This is a genomic window from Amycolatopsis sp. cmx-4-61 (genome assembly GCF_046548775.1).
Lineage (GTDB): Bacteria > Actinomycetota > Actinomycetes > Mycobacteriales > Pseudonocardiaceae > Amycolatopsis.
Map to the genome: position 1 here is coordinate 25,160 of NZ_JAEBEI010000034.1, position 20,712 is coordinate 45,871.

The window sequence follows — 20,712 nt, forward strand, 5'->3', positions numbered from 1 at the left end:
GCACGAGCACTCCGCCGAAGCTCATCCGCAATCGGCCGGGCGATCGGCTGGCTACCGGGTGACCGGCGACCTGTCGATCACGAGCACGACCAAGCCGGTCACCCCGGACATCGCCGTCTCGGCGGTCAGGCGCTCCGGCTGACACCGACCCGGTCCAGGTAGTCCCGCACGGCAGTCCCGCTCGCGCCGGGTGCGCGCAGCGCGAGGTAGCCATCGGGCCGCACCAGGACAAGGGTGTCTTCGGTGACGCCGTACGCGGTCCGCGCGTGCCCCTCGACGTCCACCAGATCGGCACCGCTGCCCGGCGCGCCGACCGCCACCGGCTTGATGAGTCCACGGTGGGCGGTACCGACGTCCCGCAGTGGACCGGCGCAGGACTCGCCGAAGCCGAGCAGGGTGAACTGCGGGCCGCGGAAGGCGTCGAACAGCCGCCGTGGCGTACCGGAGCTGTCCACGCAGGGCGCGTCGGGCGCACGATCACCGGCGCGCGGTCCGTTCCCGGCGTCGCCGCCGACGGACAGCGAGCCGGCCCGGTAGCCGAGGCCGAGCTGCCGGCCGTCCGGGGGCGCGCCGTCCGCGATGTCCGTGCTGCCACCGTTGACGAGCCGCTCCGCGACCCTGCGCAGGCCCTCGGCACTCACGCCGAGCGTCCACGAGGCGACCGGGAGCCGCTCCTCCTCGTAGCTGTCCAGCAGCGACTGCCGCGCGCCGGAACACACCATGGCGAGCTTCCAGCCGAGGTTGTACGCGTCCTGGATGCCGGTGTTCATGCCGAGGCCGCCGGCCGGCGGATGCACGTGCGCCGCGTCGCCGGCCAGCACCACCCGGCCCACCCGGAACCGGTCGGCCATCCGCACGTTCACCCGGTACGTGGACAGCCAGCTTGCCTTCGAGAGCCGGATGTCGTGCTCGCCGGCGAGATCGTCCACGATCCGCCGGAAGTACGGCAGCGAGGGTTCGGGGAGGCTGCCCTCCGCGCCGAAGCCGCTGAACGGTACGGTCTGCAGTTGCCAGGACCGCTCGTGGCGGAACGGGCACAGGGCCAGGAATCCGCGCCGGCGGACGGTCCACTGGTACCAGGCGTCCGGTTCGAGCCCGTCGAGCTCGACGTCCCCGAGCAGCATGGCCTGCGCCCCGCTCTCGCCCTCGAACCGCACGCCGAGTGCCTTGCGCACGGTGCTGCGGCCGCCGTCGCAGCCGACCAGGTAGCGCGCCGCCACCCGCTCGCCGGTATCCAGCACCGCATGCACACCGTTCGCGGACTGGCTGAACCCGGCGAGGCCTGCGGCCAGTTCCACCCGCACGCCGTGCTCGGCGAGCCGCGCGCGCAGGATCCGCTCGATCCGCCACTGCGGGATCAGCAGCCCGCCGTCGTAGGGCCGATCCGGTGTGGGTGCCCGCTGGGCGTGCGGGTCGGCCTCGGCCACCAGTTCGCCGTCGAGGTACCGCCGGTGTGGCAGGTGCCGGAACCCGTAGTGCAGCACCTCGTGGGCGACACCGAGGTCGTCCAGCACCTCCTGGGTGCGTGCGGTGAGCCCCTTGCCGCGCGAACCGGGGAAGTGCTCGCCGGCTCGGTCGACGATGCGCACGTCGACGCCCCGGCGGGCCAGCTCGATGGCCAGCGTGAGCCCGGTGGGTCCGGCGCCCGCGATCAGGACGTCGGTCACCGGTCCCCGTCCTGACGCACTGCCGGCGCGGTATGCATGCTCGCCATCACACCCTCCCTGATCCCGTGCTGTCACCGAGGCGATCGGCGGTGACGCTAGCCGGTTCCCGGGCCGGGTGTCCTCGTGCCGGAGGTGGAGATCGGGGGTGGATACCGGCCGGGGAAATCTCCACCGCGGTCTCCTACCGCGAACCGACGACACACCCGGGCGGTGTTCGTAGCGTCGTCATCGACGGATATGCCGTCGCGATAGTGACCATCGAAGGAGCACCACCCATGTTGATCGGATCCCTGCTGACTGCCACTGGCCTGTTGTCCGGTGTGCCGATCGCGGTGTGGCTGCCCGTGGCTGTCCTCGCCGTGGTGGGCGTGGTGGCTCTCAAGATGCGGCGGCGCCGACGGCGTTGACCACCGCGATGGTTTCCCACCCTGCTCGAGTTGGTCAGTGACATCGTTGCCCTACGGCGGATGCGGATATGGAGCGACGACGGTGGTGGTGACGGGGCACTGGGGGCCACGGCGGTGGTGGCCGGTGCGGCTGGGTGCAAGCCTGGCCGGACTCGGCGGCATCGTCTACGGCATCAACGCCCGTACACCGGGATGGGGTCTTCACGGTCAGGCACTGGCCGTGCTGGTCTGCGTCGTGGTCGCATGCCTGAGCTGGCTGGTCAGGGCCGTCACCGTATATCTCGGCAACCAGCACCGCACCCTCACCACGACCGCCCCCAGCGGGGCGCTGGTGACCGCGGGTGGCCTGCTCATGAGCATCGCCCCCATGCCCCCGGCGCTGGCCCTGGCCGCTATGGGCGCGTTCACCGCAGCCGTAGAGCTGACCCCCGCACTGGCCACGACCCTGACCGCCGCCGGCGTCCTCGTCGCGGCCGTCGGCACCGCGACGATCAACCACCAATGGGTGGCCTTCGCCGGCTACTCCGGCGGACTCGTGGCGATCACCCTCGCGGGAGCCAACCGCCGCCAGTACAAGCAACGTCTCGTCCAGGCCGAGCAGCTGCTCACCCAAACCCGCATCGCCGCCGCCGCCGACACGCGGGCCGCCGCACTGGACGAACGCACCCGCATCGCCCGCGACATCCACGACGTGCTCGCGCACTCCCTCGGCGCAGTGGCCGTGCAACTCGACGCCGCCGACGCACTCCTCGAGGCCGGCACCGACACACCGCGAGCCCGACACCACGTCCAACGCGCCCGACACCTGACCGTGGACGGTCTCACCGAAGCCCGCCGTGCCATCAGCGCGCTGCGCAACGACGCCCCACCGCTCGGCGACCAACTCTCCGCGTTGGTCGCCGAGCACCACAACGACGCCGCCACGCTCACCATCTTCGGCGAGCCTCGCCCGCTACCCGCGAACGTCGCCCTCACCATCTACCGCACCGCGCAGGAAGGCCTCAGCAACGCGCGCAAACACGCCCCCGGCGAGCCGGTGACCCTGCACGTGCACTACCACCACGACAACGTCGCAGTCACCATCATCAACCCCACCAGCACCACCGCCGACGGGAGCACACTCGGCGCCACCGGGGGCAGTTACGGGCTACCCGGGCTGGCCGAGCGTGCCACCCTGCTCGGGGGCACCCTCATCGCAGGACAAGAGGCAACCAACTGGAGCCTGCGGTTGTGGCTGCCAACATGACCATTCCTGACCACCCGACGCTGCGCGTCGTCGTCGCCGACGACCAGGCCGCCGTCCGCGAGGGTCTCGTCACCCTGCTCGACCTCCTCCCCGACATCGCCGTGGTCGGCGCCGCCGCCGACGGCGACCACGCCCTCACCCTCGTCGGACAACACGCCCCCGACGTGGTGCTCATGGACCTGCGCATGCCCGGCGTCGACGGCATCGAAGCCACCCGGCGCATCCATGAGCACCACCCCGCCACGAAAATCGTCGTGCTGACCACCTACAGCGACGACACTTCCATCCTCGACGCCCTGCGCGCCGGCGCACTGGGCTACCTCACCAAGGACGCCGGCCGCGACCACATCGCCCAAGCCATCCGCACCGCCGCCGCCGGGCAAGCCGTCCTCGATCCCACCGTCCACGCCCGCCTGCTCGCCGCGACCGCACACCCGCCGGCCCGCCAGGACACGCCACCGTCAACACCACCGGCCGGGCTCACCACCCGCGAAACCGAAGTCCTCACCCAACTCGCCGCCGGACACTCCAACGCCGAAATCGCCCGGCAGCTCTTCGTCAGCGAAACGACCATCAAAACCCACATCAACCACATCTACGCCAAAATCGGCGCCGCCGACCGCGCCCAAGCCGTGCGCTACGCCTACCAGCACCACCTCACCCGGCCATAACCCATCAGGCACGTCCCGTGCGTCCGAACACCAGCCTCAGTTTCTTCGAGTGAGCCGCGGAAACCTGCAGTCCACAAAGGACTAAAAGCATCGCCCGGATCAACCGGCCGGTCCGCGCACCCGCGGCCCGCTGCCCGGCCGGGTGATCCGGGTTGGGCCGTTCGTGCCCTCCGAAGTGGCCACAGCGAGCGGCGTGAACGGTCTGTGAGAGCTTCGGTCAGCCAATGAGGTCTGGCGCCGACCCGTCCGGGTTGTGCGTGGCCGGTGCTGTTCCCTTGCCTCCCGCCGACCTGCCACGATCCGAACAGGTCGTCTTCTGCCGATCCGGATCGACGAGGTCCTGGCCGGATGCCGAGACAGTTCCCGAACGCTCCGGAGGTTGCCATGAGCTTGCAGCGCGTGATCACCGATGACCGCGACCTGCAGATAGCCCCGCTGTTCGCCCAGCGGATCGACGAGGACGTCGTCCCCAAAGGACGGCTCGCCGAAAACCCGATGCCCGCGGGTGTCGCGGCCGGCATCGTGCGGTCCCGGCTCCTGCTCGACGGGCGGGCGGCACTGAACCTGGCCACGTTCTGCACCACCGCCGCCGAGCCGGAACTGGAGCAGATCTACGCCGAGACAGCGTCGATCAACCTCATGAACCGCGAGGAGTACCCCGCGAGCTCCCACATCGAGCAGGAGTGCATCAACGCGCTCGCGGACCTGTGGCACGACGACGACGGCTCGTTCGTCGGCTGCTCCACGAGCGGGAGCTCCGAGGCGGCCATGCTCGCCGGCCTCGCGATGCTGCGCCGCTGGCGGGAACGAGGCGGTACCGGGCGGCCCAACATGGTGTTCGGCACCCACGTCCACGTCTGCTGGCCGAAGTTCTGCAACTTCTGGGACGTCGAAGCGCGGATGGTGCCGCTCGCGCCGGGCCGCACGACCCTGGACCCGGCGCTGACCGCGGACGCGGTCGACGAGAACACGATCGGCGTGGTCGCGGTGCTGGGCAGCACGCAGGACGGGCGCTACGACCCGGTGGCCGGCATCGCGGCCGCCCTCGACGGTGTGGCCGCCCGCCGGGGCATCGACGTCCCGCTGCACGTCGACGCCGCGAGCGGCGGTTTCGTCGCGCCGTTCCTCGACGTCGACTTCGCCTGGGACTTCGCGCTGCCCCGGGTGGTGTCGATCAACGCGTCCGGCCACAAGTTCGGCCTGGTCTACCCCGGCTCGGGCTGGTGCCTGTGGCGCGACCCCGAATACCTGCCGAAGTCGCTGATCTTCGACTGCAACGTGCTCGGCGGCCACCACCCGACGTTCACGCTGAACTTCTCCCGGCCGGCTTCCGGCGTGATTGCCCAGTACTACCAGTTCCTGCGCAACGGGCTCGCCGGCTACCAGCTGATCGCGCAGCGGTGCCAGGAGGTCGCGCGGCAGGTCGCGGCGGGCATCCGGGCCATCGCCCCTTACGAGGTCCTCGCCGACGGCGAGGACCTGCCGGTGGTGGCGTTCCGCCTGCGCGACCCGGAAGAGGTGGGCTTCACCGTGTACCACCTGTCCGAAGCGCTCAAGGGTGACGGCTGGCACGTGCCCGCCTACAGCCTGCCGCCGGACCTGGAGCACGTGGACGTGATCCGTGTGGTGTGCCGGCAGGGCTTCACCCTCGACCTCGCGGAGCGGTTCCTCGAAAGCCTCCTCAAGCACACCGAACGGCTGGCGAGCCACCCGTTCCCCCTGCCCGAGGTGGCGACCGCGCTGACGTTCCAGGATTGACGCGGTGGTCGCCGTCGCCGAACTCGAGGCCGATCCGTACCCGGTGTACGCACGGCTGCGCCGGAGTGAGCCGGTGAGCCGGTTACCCGAGCTCGGCCAGTGGCTGGTGACCGGCTGGGACGATGTCCACCGGGTCCTCACCGACGTGGCGCGGTTCACGACCGAGCAGCCGGGCTCGCCGATGCTCGAGGTGTGCGGCGGAACTCCGTTGCTGCTGCGGGAAGGCGAGTCCCACCGGGACGTGCGAGAGGCGGTGCAGTCCGGCCTCGGCGCCGAGCGGGTTTCCGCCTTCGTCGACGAGGTCGCCCGGCCGGTCGCGTGCCGGGTCGCCGGCGAACTGTTCCCCGCCGGGCGGGCCGATCTCGCCGCGGGCTACTTCGAACCGGTCGCGGTGAGGGCCGTGTCCACATTGCTCGGACTCGGCCCGGGCAGCGGCGCGGAAACGCTGCGACGCTGGGGCAATCTGCTGACCGGGGTGGCGAACGACTTCGGCCGCGACCCGGCGGCACGGGCGGCCGCGACCGCGGATCTGGCCGCCGACACCGCCTTGACCGCCGTCGTCCGGCAGCTTCGCGCCGAGCCGGACGGGTCGGTGCTCTCCGGCCTGCTGCACGCCCACCGGGCGCCCGGCGACCCGCGGCCCGACGCCGACGTGGTGCCGGTGCTCAAGCACCTTGCGCTCAGCGTCGTCGAGCCGGGGTGGCTCGCGGGCTGGACGCTCGCGGCGTTGTGGTCGGCGCCCGCCCAGCTCGCCGAGGTCCGCGCCGATCACGCGCTGCTCGGCGGGGCGGTGGCCGAGGCGCTGCGGTGGAGTGGTCCGGTCGGCGTGCTGGGCAGGCGCACGAGGTGTGCCACGACGCTGGGCGGCCACGAGATCCCGGCGGGTAGCATGATCGCGGCCGCCGTCGCCTCGGCCAACCGCGACGAGGCGGTGTTCACCGAACCGGACCGGTTCGACGTGCGTCGCGAGGTCCGCAGCCACCTCGGCTTCGGGACCGGACTGCACCACTGCCCGGCGTTCCTGCTGGTTGCCGCTCTGGCCCGCACCGCGCTGGAGGTCCTGTTCGAGCGCCTGCCCGGCGTACGCCCGGCCCCCGGCTGGCAAGCGGCACCCCACGGCTGGAAACTGCGGCTGCCGGGGCCGCTCGACGCGGTGTGGGAGGCGAGGCCTGGTCCGGTGCCGTGAGATCGCAGTGGTGGGAACAGCCGCAGCTCCCGGCGGAGCGGCTCAACGAGTCCGTCGCACCCGACCCGGTCGGGGCTTTCGAGACGTCGGCCGCTGGTCGAAGATTTCGCTACCCTCCCGTGACGCGCGGCCTCACGCAATGACTTCTCCAATGACTCCTCCAATGACTTCTCGGGGTCACGGGTTCCCCGACGCAGGGGACGTGGGAGAACGGCGGCGCAGGTGTGACTGCGCGAGGTGCGGCGGCACGTAGCCCACGTCGATGGGACCCAGGTCGGTGCCGGGCGAAACGACCTCGTCGATGCGGTCGAGGAGATCGTCCCCGACCGGTGTGCCGGCTCCCCTGAGCAGGTCCTCCAGCTGTTCTTCGGTGCGTGGCCCGATGATCGCCGAGCTGACCGCCGGGTGGGCCGTGACGAAGGCCAGGGCGAGGTGCCGCAGGGGAAGGCCGGCCTGGTCGGCGAGGGAGGTGAGGGTGGCGACGGCGTCGAGCTTGCGGGGGTCGGTCATGTGCTTCGGCGCCCAGTGCAGGCGGCCGGCCGAGGCGGTTTCCGTGCGGTAGCGGCCGGTGAGCAGGCCCATCGACAACGGGCTCCAGACCAGCACACCGAGTCCGTGGCGTTGGCACACCGGGAGGATCTCGGCTTCGGCGCCGCGGTTGAGGATCGAGTAGTGCAGCTGCTCGGACCGGAACCGGGCCAGCCCACGGCGTTCGGCCACCCAGTGGGCTTCGACGATCTCCGAGGCCGGCAGGTTGGAGTGCCCGAAGGCGCGGATCTTGCCCGCGCGCAGCAGGTCGGTCAGCGCACTCAGCGGCTCCTCGATGTCGGTGTCCGGCTCGGGGTGGTGGAGCTGGTAGAGATCGATGTGGTCGACACCGAGGCGGCGCAGGGACCCCTCGACGGCGGCGGTGATCCAGCGGCGGGAATTGCCGCCCCGGTTCGGGCCGGAGCCCATCCGGCCGTTGCCCTTGGTGGCGAGGACGACGTCGTCGTGGCGGCCGCGCAGGGCTTTTCCGAGGATGCGCTCGCTTTCGCCGTCGCCGCCGTAGACATCGGCGGTGTCGATGGTGGTGATGCCGTGGTCGAGGGCGCGGTGGACGATGCGGACGCAGGCGTCGGTGTCGGGGTTGCCGTACGGCCCGAACATCATGGTGCCGAGGGTGAACGTGCTGACCTGGATGCCGGTGCGGCCCAGGGAACGGGTTTGCAAAGTGGTCTCCGGACGTCGGGAGCGGTGGATCAGCCCTGGTGTTCGGTTGGTGCGGCCGAAGGATTCCGGCGCCGCGAACCACGATCGCAGCAGTAACGGTCAGGGAACGTCCGCTACTGCTTCCGCCATCCGCGGTTTGAATCGGAGACAGCGGTCGAGTTTGCCCGGCTGCAGGGCGGGGGAGTGGGCAAGCGGCCGCCGGCCGCCGTCCTCGCGCACGCCGGCGGCAGGCCGGGCGGTTTTCCTCCACCGTGCACCTCGCCGCGACCCGGCGCTACCGGACGGGACGTTTTCCAGGTCGGCGTGCTTCACCCGTTCGGCATACGCCCGATATTCGGTCGCGGTGGGAACATGGCGCCAGGACTACTGGGGCAGGGGATCTGATGACGAAGGAACGAAAAGCCGTGCGATGGTTGGCGGCCGCGGGCCTGGGTGCCGCGCTGACCGTCTCTGTTCCCGCCCAGGCGGCCACGGTGCGTCCGGCCGACGCCGTCGTGCCACACCTCAGTTGCAGCAGTGGCGGGCTTATCTTCCTGTGTTCGGTGAGTCCGACCGGTGGTACCGCACCGTATGTCGAGTCCTGGAACGGCGGTTCGTTCGCAACCCAGACGTTTTTCGGCGGACGGTGCTTCACCTACACCTTGGTCGTGACAGTCGCGGTCCGCGACAGCATCGGAAACACCGGCTCAACCCAGCAGACCCTCATCTGCAACTTTCTCTGAGCCGAACCGGCCGCAAGGCTGCGAAAGGCGCTGCACCGAGGAGGTTCACCGTGGCCGGGGCGGCATGTCGCGCCGGCCATCGTGCGCATGCGCCCCGGGCCGGACCCGCCCCATGCCCGCCCGTTCCCCGGTTCATATCCGGCCGGCCGCAACGCGTGGGTGCGTTTCCCGTCGGCCGGTTGAGCAGCTCGGCAGGAACGGAACTCGACCGCCCCTTGCGGATGATCTACGGATCTGCGCGCCGAAAGGCGATCGATCATCGAATTCGCGAAGTGGTGGCGTGCGTCGAGGCACCTCGACCGCGACGCTGGACCGGCGGGCCAGACCGAGTCGTGATCTCTTCCGCCGAACCGAGTACTGTTCGGGCACCAAACGGACTCGAGGAAGTGGAGCGATGTCGGAACGACCGCCCGCACAGCATCGGGAAGAACGCGAGTCAGTCGGCCGGGCGGTAATCGGGGTGCTGATCACGGCGGTCGTCGTCGCCGGGATCTGGACCGGCGTTTCCCTGTCGGTTTCCGGTGGTCAGGGGATCGTCGTCGCCGTGGCGGGCGCGTTCACCGGGATCGTCGCCTGCGTCGCCGTCTTCTTCGCGCTGCGCCGGAACGACCAGGTCGCGCACGCCGAAGCGCAGGCACGGGCCGCGCTCGAGGAGGCCGGGCGGGCGCGGGAATCGGCCCGGGCCGGCGGTGGGGAACTGGCCCGGCTGCTCGACCACACGGTGCCCGACGTGGTCCGCCGGGTCCGGGGCGGCGCACCCGCGGACGGCGTACTCGCCGAAGTCCCGCGGCCCGCCGACGAACTGCACCAGCGCATCCTGCGGGTCCTGGTCGACGAGATCGCCGTCGGCGAGCGCCGCCGGGCCGCCGCCACGGCCGCCTGCGCGAACGCCGCCGGACGGCTGCAGGCGCTGGCCACCAGCACGCTGGGAGACCTGCGCGAAATGGAGAACAAGGCTTCCGACGCGATGCTCGGGGACCTCCTCAAGGTGGACCACAGCACCGCGCAGGCGGGCCGGCTCGCCGACAGCATCGCCGTGCTGACCGGCGCGCGGTCGGGCCGCCGCTGGACGAAGCCGATCCGGATGGAAAGCATCCTGCGTGGTGCGCTCGGCCGGATCGGGGCGTACCAGCGGGTCCGGGTGCACTCCGCGAGCGGGGTCGCCGTCGTCGGGTACGCCGCCGAAGACGTCATGCACGCGCTCGCCGAGCTCATGGACAACGCGACGAAGTTCTCGGCGCCGTCGGAGGAAGTCCACGTCTACGTCGAGGACCTGCACAACGGCGCGGTGATCACCATCGAGGACGGCGGCCTGGGGATGAAGGCTCAGGCCCTCGTCCGCGCCGAACGCGCGGTGTCCCTCGACCAGCCGCTCGACCTGACCTCGATGTCGGGGACGCGGCTCGGGCTCGCCGTCGTGGGCTGCCTGGCGCGCAAGCACCAGCTGCACGTCTTCTTCCGGCCGTCCTCCCGGGGCGGGATCGGCGTGGTCATGCGCATTCCGACGCAATTGATCACGCAGCCGCGGCCGGAGCCGTTGCCCGAGGCGGAAGAGCTGGCCGTGGACGTCGCGTGGCCCGGGGCCGCCGACACGAGCCACGAGATCGCCGGCGACCTGACCGAGCCGTCCGAGCTGCCGAAGCGCTCGCGCGGGCAGACGCTGACCGCCGCGTCGCGCCGGCCGCCGTCGCCCACGCCGAGCACCGCCCGGGCCGACCGGGACACCGGATCCCGGTTCGGCGCCTTCCAGCAGCGGCGCAGCAGTGGCGCCGCTCCGTCGCGCCACGCCGCGTCCCCGGGGGACACCGGCGAAGACGCCTGACCGTCGCTGCGCCCCGCCCACCCGCACCCCGCCAGATTGGAGCGAGGGGACCCGCCACCCCGGGCCCCGGAGTCGATGACTGATTCGGACAAGAGCCTCGAATGGCTTCTCGAAAACCTCGTCGCCAACACGGCCGGCGCCTGTCACGCCCTCGTGCTGTCCCGGGACGGCCTGAAGCTCTGCCACACCCAGGGCCTGACCGTCGACCGCGCCGACCAGCTGGCCGCGATCGCCGCCGGCGTCCAGGCGCTGGCGCACGGTGCCTCGGTCGAGTTCGGCGACGGCACCGGTGGCGTGCGGAACTCGATGACCGAATTCCACGGCGGCATCCTCTTCATCGTGGAGGCCGGGGTCGGCTCGCACCTGGCGGTGATCGCCACCGAAGACGCCGACGTCGGCCTGATCGGGCACAACATGGACGAGCTGGTGGAGCAGATCGGGTCGGTCTTCACCGCCCCGCCGCGCTTCGCGGCGGCCGACACCCCGGCTTCGTGACGCGCTCGGCGCTCGAGGGAGAAGACCCGGACCGGCTCTACACGGTCACGGGCGGGCGCAGCAGCGCGGACGACATCGACCTCGATCTCGTGACGCTGATCGTCAGCGAGTCGGACCCGTCGCCGGGCATGCAGTCCGAGCACGTCCGCATCCTCGGACTGGCCGCGAGACCGACGTCGGTCGTGGAGCTGTCGTCCGACCTGAAGCTGCCGGTGAGCGTGGTCAAGATCCTGCTCGCGGACCTGCTGGCCACGGGCAAGGTGTCCGCCCGCCATCCGTCGTCGGCCCAGGCCGCGGGACGGACCTCCGACTCGGAATTCCTCAAGAAGGTGCTCGTTGGACTCCGCAATCTCTGAACAACACGAACGGCTGCCCCTGGCCGACACCGCGGCCGACGGCCTGAAGATCGTCATCGTCGGCGGCTTCGGCGTCGGCAAGACGACCATGGTCCGGTCGGTCAGCGAGATCCGGCCGCTGAGCACCGAAGAGACGATGACCCAGGCCGGGATCGGCGTCGACCACACCCGCGGGGTGCAGGCCAAGACGACGACCACGGTGGCGTTCGACTTCGGCCGGATCAGCCTCGACGAACAGCTGGTGCTCTACCTGTTCGGCGCGCCCGGCCAGGAACGGTTCTGGTTCCTCTGGGACAGCCTCTTCGCCGGCACCCTCGGCGCCGTCGTGCTGGTGGACGCCCGGCGGCTGGCCGATTCGTGGTACGCGATCGACCGGCTCGAACACCACGGGACGCCGTTCATCGTGGCGCGCAACAACTTCGGCCCGCCGAAGCACAGCCTCGACGACGTCCGCGCGGCGCTCGACCTGGACGGCGAGGTGCCGCTCGTCGACTGCGACGCCCGCGACCGGGACTCGGCCAAGCAGGTGCTGATCTCGCTCGTCGACCACCTCTACACGCTGTCCAAAGTCCGGGAGGGCGCATCGTGACCGGTTACCAGACCAGCACCCCGGCGGCGGAGGCGATTCCCGCCGCGGACCGGGTCCGGTTGTACGGACCCGAGTTCCAGAAGGATCCCGCCGCGCTGTACTCCCGGATCCGGCGGCAGTACGGCGGGGTCGTCCCGGTGCTGCTCGACGGCGACATCCCCGCGTGGCTGCTGACCGGCTACCGCGAGATCCACCAGGTGTGCCAGGACTCGCAGCTGTTCGCCCGGGACACCCGCCGGTGGAACCAGTGGGCGAACGTCCCCGAAGACTGGCCGCTGCTGCCCTACGTCATGCACAACCCGTCGGTGATGTTCACCGAGGCCGGGGAGCACCGGCGGCGGGCCGGCGCGATCGGCGACGCCCTCTCCGCGGTCGACCAGTTCGACCTCGGCGCGCACTGCGAGCGGATCGCGGACCGGCTGATCGACGGGTTCGCGGGCACCGGCGAAGCCGACCTGATTTCCCGGTTCGCCCAGCAGGCGCCGCTACTGGCGGTCGCGAAGATGTACGGCATGCCCGACTCGGAGGCGCCCGCGCTGGTCCGGGACGTCGCCCTGTCCCTGGACGTCGGCCCCGAGGCGCTGCCGGCGTACGTGCGGGTGCAGGAGGCGATGGCACGGCTGGTGGCAGTCAAGCGCCAGCAGCCGGGCGCGGACGTGCCCACGGCCATGATGCAGCACCCGGCGGGCCTGACCGACGACGAGGTCGTCCAGGACCTGCTCGTGGTGACCGCCGCGGCGCAGCAGCCGACGGCGAACTGGATCGGCAACACCATCCGGCTGATGCTCACCGACAGCCGGTTCGCGATGACGCTCGCCGGGGGCCGGGGCAGTGTCGGCCAAGCACTCAACGAGGTGCTGTGGCACGACACGCCCACGCAGAACTTCATCGGCCGCTTCGCCACGCGCGACACCGTGCTCAGCGGCGTCCGCGTCCGCCAGGGCGACCTGGTGGTGCTCGGGCTGGCCGCCGGGAACGCCGACCCGCACGCTCGTCCCGACGCGGCGGCCGGCGCACTGGGCAACCACGCGCACATGTCCTTCGGCCACGGCGAGCACGGCTGCCCGTACCCGGCACCGGAGGTGGCCGAAGTCATCGCCCGCACCACCGTCGAGGTCCTGCTGGACCGCTTGCCGGACCTCGAGCTCGCCGTTCCCGCCGAGGACCTGGTGTGGCGGCCGTCGGTGTGGATGCGGGGGCTGGAGAGCCTGCCCGTGGTCTTCACCCCGGTCCACGTGTCCGGACCGGGGACGTGGTGACCGCTTCGGCGGCTACGCCGGGGTGAACCTCACCCGCAGCGACGCGGGTCCCCGGGTGAACACGCCCTGTTCGCCCGGCACCGTTGCCTCGGCGAGCCGCAGGTCCGGCATGGCGTCGAGCAGCTGGTTGACGCCGACCTCGATCTCGGTCTTCGCCAGCAGCGCGCCGACGCAGAAGTGCCGGCCCAGCGCGAAGGACAGGTGGCTCGCCGCCGCGGAGAACGCGGTCTCGGTCGGCAGGTCGGTGCGGAAGATGTCGAAGGCGCCGGGGTTCGCGAACCGTCGCGGGTCCCGGTTCGCGGCCCCGATCAGGCACGTGACCGTGCTGCCGGCGGGGATCGTCTCCCCGCCGATCTCGACGTCCTCCGCCGGCTGCCGCATGATCATGTGCACCGGCGGGGTGTGCCGCAGGGTTTCGGCGAACGCCTTCGGGATCAGGCTGCGGTCCGCGCGCACGGCGTCGAGCTGCTCGGGGTGGTCCAGCAGGTTCCGGAACAAGCCGGCGATCGCCTTGTCGGTCGTTTCGCCACCGGCGGCGAGCAGCAGGCTGCAGAAGGCCTTGATGTCCTCGTCGCTCATGCTGGTGCCGTCGACCTCGGCCGCGCAGAGCGCCGAAAGCAGGTCGTCGCCGGGATTTTCGCGGCGGTCCCGGATGATCGGGATCATGTACGCGGCGAGCTCGTCGTGGGTCCGCAGGCCCGCCGCGGTGATGTCCGGGTCCTGGCTGAGGTTGCCGAGGAAGGCGATGATCGCGCTGTACCACCGCTGGAACCGGGCGTGGTCGCTCTGGTCGAGGCCGAGCATGTCGACGATGACGTTGATCGGGAAGTGCCGGGCGTAGTCGGTGACGAGGTCGGCCGCCCCCCGGCCGCGGAAGACGTCGATGAGCTGGGCGGAATTCCGTTCGATCACCGGCAGGAACTTCTGCTCCAGCTCGTGGCCCCGGAACGCCGGCGCCACGAGCGCGCGGCGGACCGCGTGCTCCCGGCCGCTCATCTGGAGGATCGTCCGGCCGTGCACCGGTTCCAGCTGCCAGCCGTAGTTGTCGGTGGTGAACATGCTTTCCTTGAAGGCGCGGGAGACGTCGTCGTAGCGCGAAATGATGTAACTCTGCATGCCTTCGTGCCAGAACACCGGCGAGTGCTCGAGCATGACGTCGTATGCGGTATACGGATCGGCGGCGAACTCCGGAGACAGGAGGTCCGGTGCGTGCCCTGCTGAAGTCACAAGATTCCTTTGCCTCGACGGTCGGGCCGCCAGGCTAGCCGGGATGGTCGTCATGGCGAAAGAGTTCGTGGCGTCGCCACCGCGCATGCACGTGAGGTTGCGTGAGCAGGAGCACGAGCGACGCCGGTGTGATCCCAGCCCCCCGGTCACTCGGTGCCGCCTGGCCCGCCCGCTTGCTGACATCGTTGAGGGCATGGGGAACCGGATTCCCGTGCTCGTCGGAATGGATCCACCTGAGCGTTCGGCCGCGATCGAGGTGCTGCGATTCGCGCGTTGCCGGTTGTGGACTTGCGCGAAGTGGGTGTGATGTTTCCCAGGTGGCGTAAGCGCTTTCTTGAGTGGTACTCGTCGTCCGCGTCCTGCAGGGGCTCGGCTGGCTGGTCGGGTTCGCCCTGCCGGACGAGCGGGACTTCGTCAAGCGGGTGATCGCGGTCGGCGGCCGACCGTACCCGGGAGCGCGCTGTCGTGGGATCGAGCTGACGAGTGTCACTCGATCCGGTACGTAGCGAGGCGCTGATCACGGTGATGGTGATACTGGACTGGTGGACGGGGATGCGGAGCTGGTCCGAGTTGCGGCGCTTCGTGCGCTGGACCTGCTGGACACCCCGAGAGAGGAACGGTTCGACCGCATCACCCGGCTGGCTCAGCACACTTTCGGTGTGCCGATCGCGCTGGTTTCCCTGGTGGAGCTGGACCGGCAGTGGTTCAAGTCATGCGTCGGGCTCGACGACCGGGAAACCCCGCGCAGCGCGTCGTTCTGTGCGCGGGCCATCGAGCGCGACGATCTGCTGGAGATTCCGGACGCTCGCCTTGATCCGCGTTTCGCCGACAATCCGATGGTGACCGGCCCGCCCCACATCCGGTTCTATGCCGGGCAGCCGGTGGGTACGCCGTCCGGGCACAAGATCGGGACGCTGTGCGTGATCGACCGGCAGCCGCGGCAGCTGACCTCGGCCGAGCGCGACCGGCTGCGTGACCTGGCGCACTGGGTGGAGCTGGAGGTCGCCGTCGTGCAGGCCCGGCGGGAGGCACGCAACGCCCGCGAAGTGCGGGAGGAGCTCGTGTCGCTGGTCAGCCACGAGCTGCGGACGCCGTTGACGTCCATTCACGGGTCGCTGGAGCTGGTCGCTTCCGGCCGGTTCGGTGAACTCGGCGAGCGCGCCGCCCGGCTGGTGGCGATCGCGGCGAAGAACACCGACCGGCTGATCCGGCTGTCGAACGAGGTGCTCGACTTGACCCGGTTGCAGGGCGGCGGTTTGCGCCTGCGGTTGTCCGACGTGGACATCGCGGAGGTACTGGAGGGCGCGGTGGACAGTGTCGAAGGTGCGGCGGAGCGGGTAGGCGTGCGTATCGAGCGCGCGGGCGGCGCGGGGCTGGTCCGCGGTGACGCCGACCGGCTGGTCCAGGTGTTCACGAACCTGCTCGCCAACGCGGCGGCGGTGGCCCCGGAGGGCACGACTGTCACGGTCGCCGCTCGTCGCGACGACGCGTGGGTCGAGGTGTCGGTCCGCGACCGCGGACCGGGCATCCCTCCGGAGGAAGAAGAGCGCATCTTCGAACCGTTCGCCCAGGCGGGCCTGGCCACCGGGGGAGCCGGCCTGGGCCTGGCGATCACCCGCGGGATCGTGCACGCCCACGGCGGCACGGTCCGCGCCGGCGCGGCCGACGGCGGCGGCAGCGTTTTCACGGTGCGGCTGCCCGCAACGGGCCCGCAGGAGGAGCGCACGTGGTGGTGACCCGGGCCGAAGGCGCGGCGATCGGGGTGACTGCGGCTCAGGCGTCCCAGCGCAGCAGCCTCGCCAGTGTGAGCCCGATGCTCAGCGGGTCGAACGGTTTCGCGAGCACGGCGAGCGCCCCCAGGTCCAGCAGGCCGGCCGTGTCCGCTGCCGCGGTCAGGAGGACCACCGGCAGCGCCGCGTTGGCTGCCTCGAGTTCGCGGAGGGTGCGGCGGCCGTCGTAGCCCGGCATCTCCACGTCGAGCACGACCGCGTCCACTCCGCCGTGCCCGCAGCGGCGCACCGCTTCCCGGCCATCGGACGCGGTTTCGATCCGCCAGTCCGGGACCACGCTCAGCGCCAGGCCCAGCACCTCCCGCACGTCCGGGTCGTCGTCCACCACCAGCACCGTGCGCGTCACCGGGCGCCCCGGTCGATCCGGTAGCCGATGCCGCGCACCGTCGCGATGAACCCCGGTGCGCCTGCCGCGGCGAGCTTGCGGCGCAGGTTTGACAGGTGTACGTCGACGGCGTGGTCGTCGGCCCGCCAGCTCTCACCCCATGCCCGGCGGCGCAGCGCGTCGCGGCTGCTCACCGCGCGGACGTTCTCGGTGAGCGCGTCGAGCAGGTCGAACTCGATCCGGGTCAGCTCGACGTGCTCGCCGCCCACCGTCACGTCGCGGGCTTCGACGTCGATGCGCACCGGCCCGACGACGCGGCCCGAAGCCGGTTCCGGAGTGCCGCGAGACCGCGGGCGGCGCAGCATCGCCTGGATCCGGGCGACCAGCTCGCGCGGGGAGAACGGCTTGGTCAGGTAGTCGTCGGCGCCGCTGGCCAGCCCGACGAGCTTGTCGACCTCGTCGGACTTCGCGGTCAGCATGACGACGTAGGCTTGGGAGAAGCTGCGCAGCCGGCGGCACACTTCGAGGCCGTCCGGGCCGGGGATGTTCAGGTCGAGCACGACCACGTCCGGGTCCCACGCCTGTAGTTCGGCCAGCGCGTGGTCGCCGTCGGCTGCGGTGCGCACGTCGAAGCAGGCGTCGTCCAGGGCGAGCACGACGACCTCCCGGATGCTGTCGGTGTCCTCCACCACCAGGACCTTGGCCATGATCGCCATTGTGACCGGCGGCGGACAGGTCGGCAGCCTCACCGCCGGTCCCACAACGCCCGCTTCGCCGCGACGAGCAGGCACAGCCCGGCGAACACGATCACCCCGGCGCGCACCCCGCCGTACTGGCCGAGCAGCGCCACCCGCCCGATCCACGGCACGTGCCCGACCACGACGGGCACCGTCGAGGACGTGATGCGCAGGCGCTGCGGGTCGGCCGTGGCGTTGTTGTCGCCCTTCGTCCGCACCAGCGGCTCGGCTCGAGTTCGATCGACCTCGACGATGCGGTGGGCGTACCGCTCGCCGGGCGCGTCCGGGCGCGGCAGTACGACGACGTCGCCGGCGAGTACCGACCGGGCATCCACCTGACGGGTGATGAGCAGGTCCCCGGGGGCGAAGCCGGGTTCCATGCTCGGCGACAGCACCGGCGCGAACCCGATCCGCAGCACGAAGACCGCCACGGCCCCGGCGACGGCGAGTACTGCCACCACGCCGAGCAGTACTCCTGGGAGCCGGCGCGGCGAGCGGCGTGGGCGGTGCCGTCCGGGAGCGGGCGCGGTGGTGACCATGGGTGGGCTCCTACGAGTTGGAAGTCGTGGCTGTGCGGATCTGCGCGCGGGAGACCGAGACCGAGACGGTCGCGGTGGTGAGCCCGGGGAGCCCGGTCTGGACGAGCCGCAGGCTCAGCTGCTCGCCCACCGCGAGTGGACGAGCAGCGGCAGTGGCGCCCGCCGTCGAATCGGTGAGCGCGACGACCGTGCCGGCGCACTTGTCGGCCACCCAGGTGCCGCCCACACAGGCGTCGAGCCGGACGCTGGTGGCCACGCCGCTCTCGGTGACCGTGTAGGTCTCACCGGTCAGCGCCACGGTGCCGGTGTTGCGCACCGACGCGTAACGCGGTGTCGCGTCGAGCAGTCCCCAGGAAACACTGAGCGGTTTGCCGGTCTGAAGCGCGCCCCAGCCGTCGGCCAGCACGGCCGACCACGTAACCGTGGTCGCGGTGATCGCGGTGCCGGCCGTGGCGAGACCGGCCGCGCCGGCCGTGACGGGCACCGCGGCCAGCGCGGCGGCCGTCGCGGTGACGGCGGCCGCCCGGAGGGACCAGGACCGGCGCACGGCTCAGGAGTTGGTGGTCGTGGCCGAGCGCTGGGTCTCGGCGAAGGTGTAGGTCAGGTTCGCGGTCAGGCCCTGGATCGTCGCCGCGGGCAGGGTGCCGTTGACCGTGCTCTCGTTCTGATCCGGCAGCTGCACGGAGACCTGCAGGTGCGCGACCGAACTCGCGGCCACCGCGCCGGCGATCAGGGACTGGGCGCTGCTCAGGCCGCTCAGCGCGGTCGGCTGCAGCAGTGTCGAGGCGGTGCCGCTGCCGCAGGCGCCGGTCGAGGTGTTCCAGGCAGCCGGGCACTGCCTGACGGTGACCCGCAGAGCCTTGGTCGAGGCACCGTCGGTGACGAGCGCGCCCGAGCCGGTGGCAGCGACCTGCATGGTCAGCGCCTGGGCGTCGAGGCTGCCACCGCTGGTCAGGTCGACGTAGCGGTTGACCACGTCCCCGGGAGCCAGGTTGCCGACCGCCTGGTCGAATCCGGCACCGTTGGCCGCCAGGGTCAGCTTGAGGGTGCCGCTGCTGATCGTCTCGGGTGTCACGTTCGCGGCGGTCGCCGTCAGCGTCGCCCAGACGCCGGCACCCATGGCGACGAGAACGGACCCGCCGACGGCGGCGAGGGCAACGGGACGCCAGGCGGAACGGCGGCGAGTGGGAAGGGCGTGGTTGGCCATGGAAGTCCTTGTCCAGCGGGCACCACCCGGCGTGGTGCGCTGAAGTCATGGTCGGACCCGGACCTCTGGCCGCCCTCCGCCGTTCCTCAAGACCGCCTCAAGATTCCCGCGCCGTGCCGTCACTCACTCTCCGCACCCCCGGGCGGCCACTCTGACCACTTGGTGTTCGCCGCCGGATGCCGTCGTCCGGAACGCAGGCTCGCACCCTTACGCTGCTTTCACTGCCTAAGCCGGCGCTTGGGTCCCGGACGAGATTTTCCCTGCTGTTCTGCCCCGGATGCCGATCTCAGCATCCCGTGCGGAGGTATTCGTTCAGGGTCCAGCCGGCCCTGCCGTCGGCGGTGCGGACGTAAGACCAGAAACCGGAGTCCTGGTGGTGGTCCAGGGTGACCACGTCGCCGCGGCGGAGCTGGCCGATCGTGTGGCCGTGGCCTCCGGGCTGGTCGCGCAAGGTGGCCGACTCCGCGCACTCGGACCTGGTCACCGACGCCGACGAGTCGGGGGTGGGCCGCAGCAACACGTAGAGGCCGGCCGCCGCCAGCACCACCAGCAGAGTGATGCCGGCCGCGATCCACCGGCGGCGGGGCGTTCCGGCACTCGCGACGCGGCGGCCTTCGGCAGCGTCGTTGAGCGCGGCGGCAAAGGCGGGTACGTCGGCGTAACGCTGGGCGGGGTCCTTGGCCATGGCTCGCCGGACGACTGCGTCGAACGCTGCTGGGGCACCGTACCGACTCGGCGCAGGCGGTGGCTCGGTGGCGACGGCCAGCGCGAGTTCGGTCAGCGTCCGTTGCGGGTACGGGCGGCGACCGGTGAGGGCCGCGTAGAGCAGGCCGCCCAGCGCGTAGACGTCGGACCGGGGCGTTGCCTGTTCTCCGCGCCACTGCTCGGGGGCCATGTAGGTGACCGTGCCGGCCATTTCGGCCGGTTCGTCGGCGGTCAGGTCGAGGCTGTGCAGCCACTCGTCTTGGGCGAGTGAGCCGGTTCCGAGGGTGGCGTCGACCGTGGCGACGGCGGCGGCGAGACCGAAGTCGGTGACGTGGGCGCGCAGCCCGTCGGGCGGCCCGGTGAGCAGGACGTTCGCCGGTTTGAGGTCGCAGTGGACGATCCCGGCGGCGTGCAGCGCCGCGACCGCGTCCGCCACCTGCCGGACCACCGCGACGGCCGTCGCGGGGTCGAGTGGCCCGTCGTCGAGCCGGCGCTGCAGGTCGGGGCCGTCGATCCGGTCCATGGCCAGCCAGGCGCCGGTTTCCGATTCGACGTCGAGGATGCGCACCACGCCGGGGTGGTCGATCGCGCGGGCGCGGTCCGCTTCCTCCCGCAGGCGTGTGCCGTGGCCGGGCTGTGCCGTCAGTTCCGGGCGCAGCACCTTGAGGGCGACGTCGTGGCCGTCCGCCAGCCGCGTGGCCGCGTACACCACTCCGGTGCCGCCTCGGCCGAGTTCGGGACCGAGCCGGTAGCCGGTGATCACGGGGTGCGGCGATGCGGGCACGGGGAAAG

The 20,712-nt window shown here is 71.4% G+C and carries 21 protein-coding genes and 1 pseudogene; 13 read left to right on the forward strand and 9 right to left on the reverse strand.

Annotation, left to right across the window (positions count from 1 at the left end):
- Nucleotides 1-125 precede the first annotated feature (125 nt).
- Nucleotides 126-1,667 (reverse strand): FAD-dependent oxidoreductase, encoded by a 1,542-nt coding sequence (locus tag ACLJOU_RS45230; protein ID WP_410575469.1) that lies wholly within the window; start codon nt 1,665-1,667, stop codon nt 126-128.
- Nucleotides 1,668-1,942: 275 nt separating this feature from the next.
- On the opposite strand from ACLJOU_RS45230, the gene ACLJOU_RS45235 reads away from it, so the two are divergent.
- From ACLJOU_RS45235 to ACLJOU_RS45255, 5 genes are all read left to right on the forward strand, one after another.
- Entirely contained in the window at nt 1,943-2,074 is a 132-nt protein-coding gene (locus ACLJOU_RS45235; RefSeq protein WP_410575470.1) for a hypothetical protein, read from the forward strand.
- Between the two features lie 124 nt (nt 2,075-2,198).
- Nucleotides 2,199-3,320 (forward strand): sensor histidine kinase, encoded by a 1,122-nt coding sequence (locus ACLJOU_RS45240; RefSeq protein WP_410575471.1) that lies wholly within the window; start codon nt 2,199-2,201, stop codon nt 3,318-3,320.
- The gene (locus ACLJOU_RS45245; protein WP_410575472.1) at nt 3,317-3,991 is read left to right on the forward strand and encodes a response regulator; all 675 of its coding nucleotides are present in this window, start codon (nt 3,317-3,319) and stop codon (nt 3,989-3,991) included. Before ACLJOU_RS45240 ends, ACLJOU_RS45245 begins: the two co-directional genes overlap by 4 nt.
- A gap of 384 nt (nt 3,992-4,375) precedes the next feature.
- Complete coding sequence (locus tag ACLJOU_RS45250; RefSeq protein WP_410575473.1) at nt 4,376-5,749, forward strand: glutamate decarboxylase; 1,374 nt, start codon at nt 4,376-4,378, stop codon at nt 5,747-5,749.
- A 4-nt stretch (nt 5,750-5,753) separates the two neighbouring features.
- A complete protein-coding gene (locus ACLJOU_RS45255; protein ID WP_410575474.1) occupies nt 5,754-6,935 on the forward strand; it encodes a cytochrome P450 in 1,182 nt (393 codons plus the stop codon).
- Nucleotides 6,936-7,112: 177 nt separating this feature from the next.
- Here the strand turns inward: ACLJOU_RS45255 and ACLJOU_RS45260 are convergent, their stop codons facing one another.
- Nucleotides 7,113-8,147, reverse strand: coding sequence for an aldo/keto reductase (locus tag ACLJOU_RS45260; RefSeq protein WP_410575475.1), 1,035 nt, complete (start codon nt 8,145-8,147; stop codon nt 7,113-7,115).
- Nucleotides 8,148-8,530: 383 nt separating this feature from the next.
- Here ACLJOU_RS45260 and ACLJOU_RS45265 point away from each other — a divergent pair, with 383 nt between their 5' ends.
- The 6 genes from ACLJOU_RS45265 (at nt 8,531) to ACLJOU_RS45290 (ending at nt 13,390) form a co-directional block, all read left to right on the forward strand.
- Nucleotides 8,531-8,869: a hypothetical protein gene (locus tag ACLJOU_RS45265; RefSeq protein ID WP_410575476.1), complete on the forward strand. Its 339-nt coding sequence runs from the start codon at nt 8,531-8,533 to the stop codon at nt 8,867-8,869.
- Nucleotides 8,870-9,329: 460 nt separating this feature from the next.
- The gene (locus ACLJOU_RS45270) at nt 9,330-10,691 is read left to right on the forward strand and encodes a sensor histidine kinase (protein WP_410575477.1); all 1,362 of its coding nucleotides are present in this window, start codon (nt 9,330-9,332) and stop codon (nt 10,689-10,691) included.
- A 75-nt stretch (nt 10,692-10,766) separates the two neighbouring features.
- Nucleotides 10,767-11,186, forward strand: a complete 420-nt coding sequence (locus tag ACLJOU_RS45275) for a roadblock/LC7 domain-containing protein (RefSeq protein ID WP_410575478.1) — start codon at nt 10,767-10,769, stop codon at nt 11,184-11,186.
- On the forward strand, nt 11,183-11,542 hold the full coding sequence (locus ACLJOU_RS45280; protein ID WP_410575479.1) for a DUF742 domain-containing protein: 360 nt from the start codon (nt 11,183-11,185) through the stop codon (nt 11,540-11,542). Before ACLJOU_RS45275 ends, ACLJOU_RS45280 begins: the two co-directional genes overlap by 4 nt.
- A complete protein-coding gene (locus ACLJOU_RS45285) occupies nt 11,523-12,131 on the forward strand; it encodes a GTP-binding protein (protein WP_410575480.1) in 609 nt (202 codons plus the stop codon). Before ACLJOU_RS45280 ends, ACLJOU_RS45285 begins: the two co-directional genes overlap by 20 nt.
- Complete coding sequence (locus ACLJOU_RS45290; protein WP_410575481.1) at nt 12,128-13,390, forward strand: cytochrome P450; 1,263 nt, start codon at nt 12,128-12,130, stop codon at nt 13,388-13,390. Before ACLJOU_RS45285 ends, ACLJOU_RS45290 begins: the two co-directional genes overlap by 4 nt.
- A gap of 12 nt (nt 13,391-13,402) precedes the next feature.
- Here the strand turns inward: ACLJOU_RS45290 and ACLJOU_RS45295 are convergent, their stop codons facing one another.
- Complete coding sequence (locus tag ACLJOU_RS45295) at nt 13,403-14,617, reverse strand: cytochrome P450 (protein WP_410575482.1); 1,215 nt, start codon at nt 14,615-14,617, stop codon at nt 13,403-13,405.
- 350 nt (nt 14,618-14,967) lie between these two features.
- Between ACLJOU_RS45295 and ACLJOU_RS45300 the strand changes: the two are divergent.
- Nucleotides 14,968-15,060 (forward strand): annotated as a pseudogene (locus ACLJOU_RS45300) (signal peptidase I); the annotation flags it as partial.
- Nucleotides 15,061-15,159: 99 nt separating this feature from the next.
- Nucleotides 15,160-16,353 (forward strand): ATP-binding protein, encoded by a 1,194-nt coding sequence (locus ACLJOU_RS45305; protein ID WP_410575483.1) that lies wholly within the window; start codon nt 15,160-15,162, stop codon nt 16,351-16,353.
- Nucleotides 16,354-16,390: 37 nt separating this feature from the next.
- On the opposite strand, the gene ACLJOU_RS45310 is transcribed toward ACLJOU_RS45305, so the two are convergent.
- From ACLJOU_RS45310 to ACLJOU_RS45335, 6 genes are all read right to left on the reverse strand, one after another.
- Nucleotides 16,391-16,753 carry a response regulator gene (locus ACLJOU_RS45310; RefSeq protein WP_410575484.1) on the reverse strand — a complete coding sequence of 121 codons (363 nt, stop codon included), beginning with the start codon at nt 16,751-16,753 and terminating at the stop codon, nt 16,391-16,393.
- Nucleotides 16,750-17,439 (reverse strand): response regulator transcription factor, encoded by a 690-nt coding sequence (locus ACLJOU_RS45315; RefSeq protein WP_410575485.1) that lies wholly within the window; start codon nt 17,437-17,439, stop codon nt 16,750-16,752. The genes ACLJOU_RS45310 and ACLJOU_RS45315 overlap by 4 nt, the downstream gene beginning before the upstream one ends.
- 38 nt (nt 17,440-17,477) lie before the next feature.
- A complete protein-coding gene (locus tag ACLJOU_RS45320) occupies nt 17,478-18,008 on the reverse strand; it encodes a signal peptidase I (RefSeq protein ID WP_410575486.1) in 531 nt (176 codons plus the stop codon).
- Between the two features lie 10 nt (nt 18,009-18,018).
- Nucleotides 18,019-18,555, reverse strand: a complete 537-nt coding sequence (locus ACLJOU_RS45325; RefSeq protein ID WP_410575487.1) for a hypothetical protein — start codon at nt 18,553-18,555, stop codon at nt 18,019-18,021.
- A 3-nt stretch (nt 18,556-18,558) separates the two neighbouring features.
- Nucleotides 18,559-19,215 carry a TasA family protein gene (locus ACLJOU_RS45330; RefSeq protein WP_410575488.1) on the reverse strand — a complete coding sequence of 219 codons (657 nt, stop codon included), beginning with the start codon at nt 19,213-19,215 and terminating at the stop codon, nt 18,559-18,561.
- A 286-nt stretch (nt 19,216-19,501) separates the two neighbouring features.
- Nucleotides 19,502-20,704 (reverse strand): protein kinase domain-containing protein, encoded by a 1,203-nt coding sequence (locus tag ACLJOU_RS45335; RefSeq protein WP_410575489.1) that lies wholly within the window; start codon nt 20,702-20,704, stop codon nt 19,502-19,504.
- Nucleotides 20,705-20,712: the final 8 nt, after the last annotated feature.

Bases quoted from the DNA above. Each gene is read 5' to 3' on its own strand.
- ACLJOU_RS45235 (WP_410575470.1), top strand. From the start codon at position 1,943: ATGTTGATCGGATCCCTGCTGACTGCCACTGGCCTGTTGTCCGGTGTG.
- ACLJOU_RS45245 (WP_410575472.1), top strand. From the start codon at position 3,317: ATGACCATTCCTGACCACCCGACGCTGCGCGTCGTCGTCGCCGACGAC.
- ACLJOU_RS45250 (WP_410575473.1), top strand. From the start codon at position 4,376: ATGAGCTTGCAGCGCGTGATCACCGATGACCGCGACCTGCAGATAGCC.
- ACLJOU_RS45265 (WP_410575476.1), top strand. From the start codon at position 8,531: ATGACGAAGGAACGAAAAGCCGTGCGATGGTTGGCGGCCGCGGGCCTG.
- ACLJOU_RS45275 (WP_410575478.1), top strand. From the start codon at position 10,767: ATGACTGATTCGGACAAGAGCCTCGAATGGCTTCTCGAAAACCTCGTC.
- ACLJOU_RS45315 (WP_410575485.1), bottom strand. From the start codon at position 17,439: ATGGCCAAGGTCCTGGTGGTGGAGGACACCGACAGCATCCGGGAGGTC.
- ACLJOU_RS45320 (WP_410575486.1), bottom strand. From the start codon at position 18,008: ATGGTCACCACCGCGCCCGCTCCCGGACGGCACCGCCCACGCCGCTCG.
- ACLJOU_RS45330 (WP_410575488.1), bottom strand. From the start codon at position 19,215: ATGGCCAACCACGCCCTTCCCACTCGCCGCCGTTCCGCCTGGCGTCCC.